3 protein-coding genes are annotated in these 2041 nt (G+C 70.4%); 1 reads left to right on the top strand and 2 read right to left on the bottom strand.

What is annotated here, in order from left to right; translation table 11 throughout:
• Positions 1-54: 54 nt before the first annotated feature.
• Positions 55-285 carry a DUF4287 domain-containing protein gene (locus ACFU5K_RS22810; RefSeq protein WP_384064638.1) on the bottom strand — a complete coding sequence of 77 codons (231 nt, stop codon included), beginning with the start codon at positions 283-285 and terminating at the stop codon, positions 55-57.
• A 101-nt stretch (positions 286-386) separates the two neighbouring features.
• Here ACFU5K_RS22810 and ACFU5K_RS22805 point away from each other — a divergent pair, with 101 nt between their 5' ends.
• The gene (locus ACFU5K_RS22805) at positions 387-713 is read left to right on the top strand and encodes a hypothetical protein (protein WP_384064635.1); all 327 of its coding nucleotides are present in this window, start codon (positions 387-389) and stop codon (positions 711-713) included.
• Here ACFU5K_RS22805 and ACFU5K_RS22800 read toward each other — a convergent pair.
• Positions 710-1558 (bottom strand): hypothetical protein, encoded by an 849-nt coding sequence (locus tag ACFU5K_RS22800; RefSeq protein WP_384064633.1) that lies wholly within the window; start codon positions 1556-1558, stop codon positions 710-712. The genes ACFU5K_RS22805 and ACFU5K_RS22800 overlap by 4 nt on opposite strands.
• Between the last annotated feature and the right edge of the window lie 483 nt (positions 1559-2041).

The raw sequence follows: 2041 nt of genomic DNA, 5'->3' as shown, positions 1-2041 counted from the left end.
GCCCGCAGGCGACATGCCTGCGGGCCGTCCGTCGTCACGGGGAGGGGCGGCGGCTCAGCGCAGCTTCCGGGCCGCTCGTCTCAGGTCGTACTCATGGATGATCGCCTTGGCGTGGCCGTAGGTGAGGTCGTGTTCGCTCCGCAGCCAGCTGACCTTCTCCTCGAAGCGGACGAGGGAGGGTCCTTCCTCGACGGTGCGGAGCCAGTCGGCGATGTCACGACCGGTGCAATGTGGGATCCGGGAGAGCAGGTTGCGATGGGTTTCTTCGGAGAAGACTTGGGACATCGGCGCCTCCGACGCAGTGCGCGTAGCTGGTCCTTGCCCGACACCGTGCCCGAGCGACGCCGTGTTGGCAACCATCCGGTGGGGGCGCGTAGGGTCACGGCGTGCTCGATACGACTCCTCTGATCACCGCCGTGGACCGCTTCGCCGACCGCCTGCGGAGCACTCCGCAGAGCAGGCTGCAGCAGGGTGTGGCCGCCGAAGCCCTGGCCACGGCCAGGGTGCTGTCCGCGTGGGCGCAACGCACCGAGGCGCCGGACCTGGAGGCCCGAGTCATGCCCGACGCGGGGATATTCGCTGTGGGGGACCAGCTCGCGGTCGCCGGCCGGGATCTGGCGGTGGCACTGGAAACGGCCCCGTCCCAGGAGCTGGACGAGGCCGTGAGCCGTGTCGAGGAGGCGTCGGTGCGGGCGTTCTCACCGAGGCCCTAGAACGAGGCGATGACGCGGTCGGCCAGGATGTAGACGTTCTCCTCGCCGCACGAAAAGGTCAGCGCGTAGGCACCGGAGACGCCGGAACCGCCCAGCAGCACCGGCTGCTCGCCGGAACGCAGCGAGTCGGCGAGCCGCTCCGCGGTCTCCCGGTGGCCCGGGGTCATGCACAGCGTGGTGCCGTCGGAGAAGACGTACACGTCGAGCGTCCCAAGGGGGCCGGGCCGTACGTCGGTCAGCTCCGTGCCGGTATCGGCGAGCCGCTCCAGACGGTTCACGGTACGCTCATGGTCGGTGACGACGGGTGTCTGTGCGGGGATGAAGTCAGGGTGCGAGGGGTGGCGGCGACGGGCCGCGGCCAGCTCGGGCGAGTCCTCGGCGAACTCCGCGTACTCGGCGACACCTGCGGTCTCGGGCAGGTCGGTGAGCCCTGCGAGTTCCGCCAGTTCGTCCAGGGCGTCGCCGGCGTCGAGATCCATCGCCTCGAGGCCCACGAAGTCGGTCTGCCGCGGCATGAAGAAGGGGACGTCGTCGCCGAGTCCGCCCAGCAGGGACGGCGCGTCGGCCGCGTCGCGGGCCTCCTGGGCAGCCCAGAAGGCTCGGGCCTCGGCGAGTTCGCGTTCCCGCTCCTCGGCGAGCGCCTCCGCCACGGCGGTGCGTATCTCCTCGGTGGGTGCGCTGCTGCTGCGGTCCTGCTGGCCGGGCAGGGAGGCGTGGAGTGCCCGCCCCTCCGCGAGCTCGGTGCGCAGGGCCGTCACCTGCTTGCGCAGCCCGTGAGCAGCGTGCAGAGCGGCGGCGCCGACGGCCGTGGCAGCGGCGGTGGTCAGCAACAGGGCAAACGGCATGGCGCTCACTGTCATACTCCCGGTTTCAATCGACACCCCCGACTTCCTACATCAGCTTGTCCTGTACCTGTACCTGCTGTCAGTGCATTACGTCACGAATTGGACAGGTCTTTGGGCCCGGTGTTTAGCGCTGGGACTGGTGTGACCTGGGTAAACGACTCTCCCCCGGGACGCAGATCACATCCTGGGGGAGATTCGGTCACGATCGGGGCTCGCCCCGGTTCAGGAGGGCCTCTCCGCGGGATGCGGGGCCCGCGACAGGGCCTCCCCGGCGGTCGCAGCTCGGCGCCTCGGGCGGCCTCTACCCTCCGCTACGGCTCAGCTCAGCCGCTCGTGTTCGTGGTCGCGCTGAGCCTCGCCTGCGCTGCGGGCAGATGCCGCCCTCGTACCTCGGGCGGCCTCTACCCTCCGCTACGGCTCAGCTCAGCCGCTCGTGTTCGTGGTCGCGCTGAGCCTCGCCTGCGCTGCGGGCAGATGCCGCCC

It is taken from the genome of Streptomyces sp. NPDC057428, assembly GCF_042803195.1.
Taxonomy (GTDB): Bacteria; Actinomycetota; Actinomycetes; order Streptomycetales; family Streptomycetaceae; genus Streptomyces.
This window is presented reverse-complemented; position numbering and strand designations above follow the sequence as displayed.

What these genes read in the sequence shown, in the direction of transcription:
- ACFU5K_RS22800 (WP_384064633.1), bottom strand. Translation starts at nt 1,558, where the DNA reads ATGCCGTTTGCCCTGTTGCTGACCACCGCCGCTGCCACGGCCGTCGGC.
- ACFU5K_RS22810 (WP_384064638.1), bottom strand. Translation starts at nt 285, where the DNA reads ATGTCCCAAGTCTTCTCCGAAGAAACCCATCGCAACCTGCTCTCCCGG.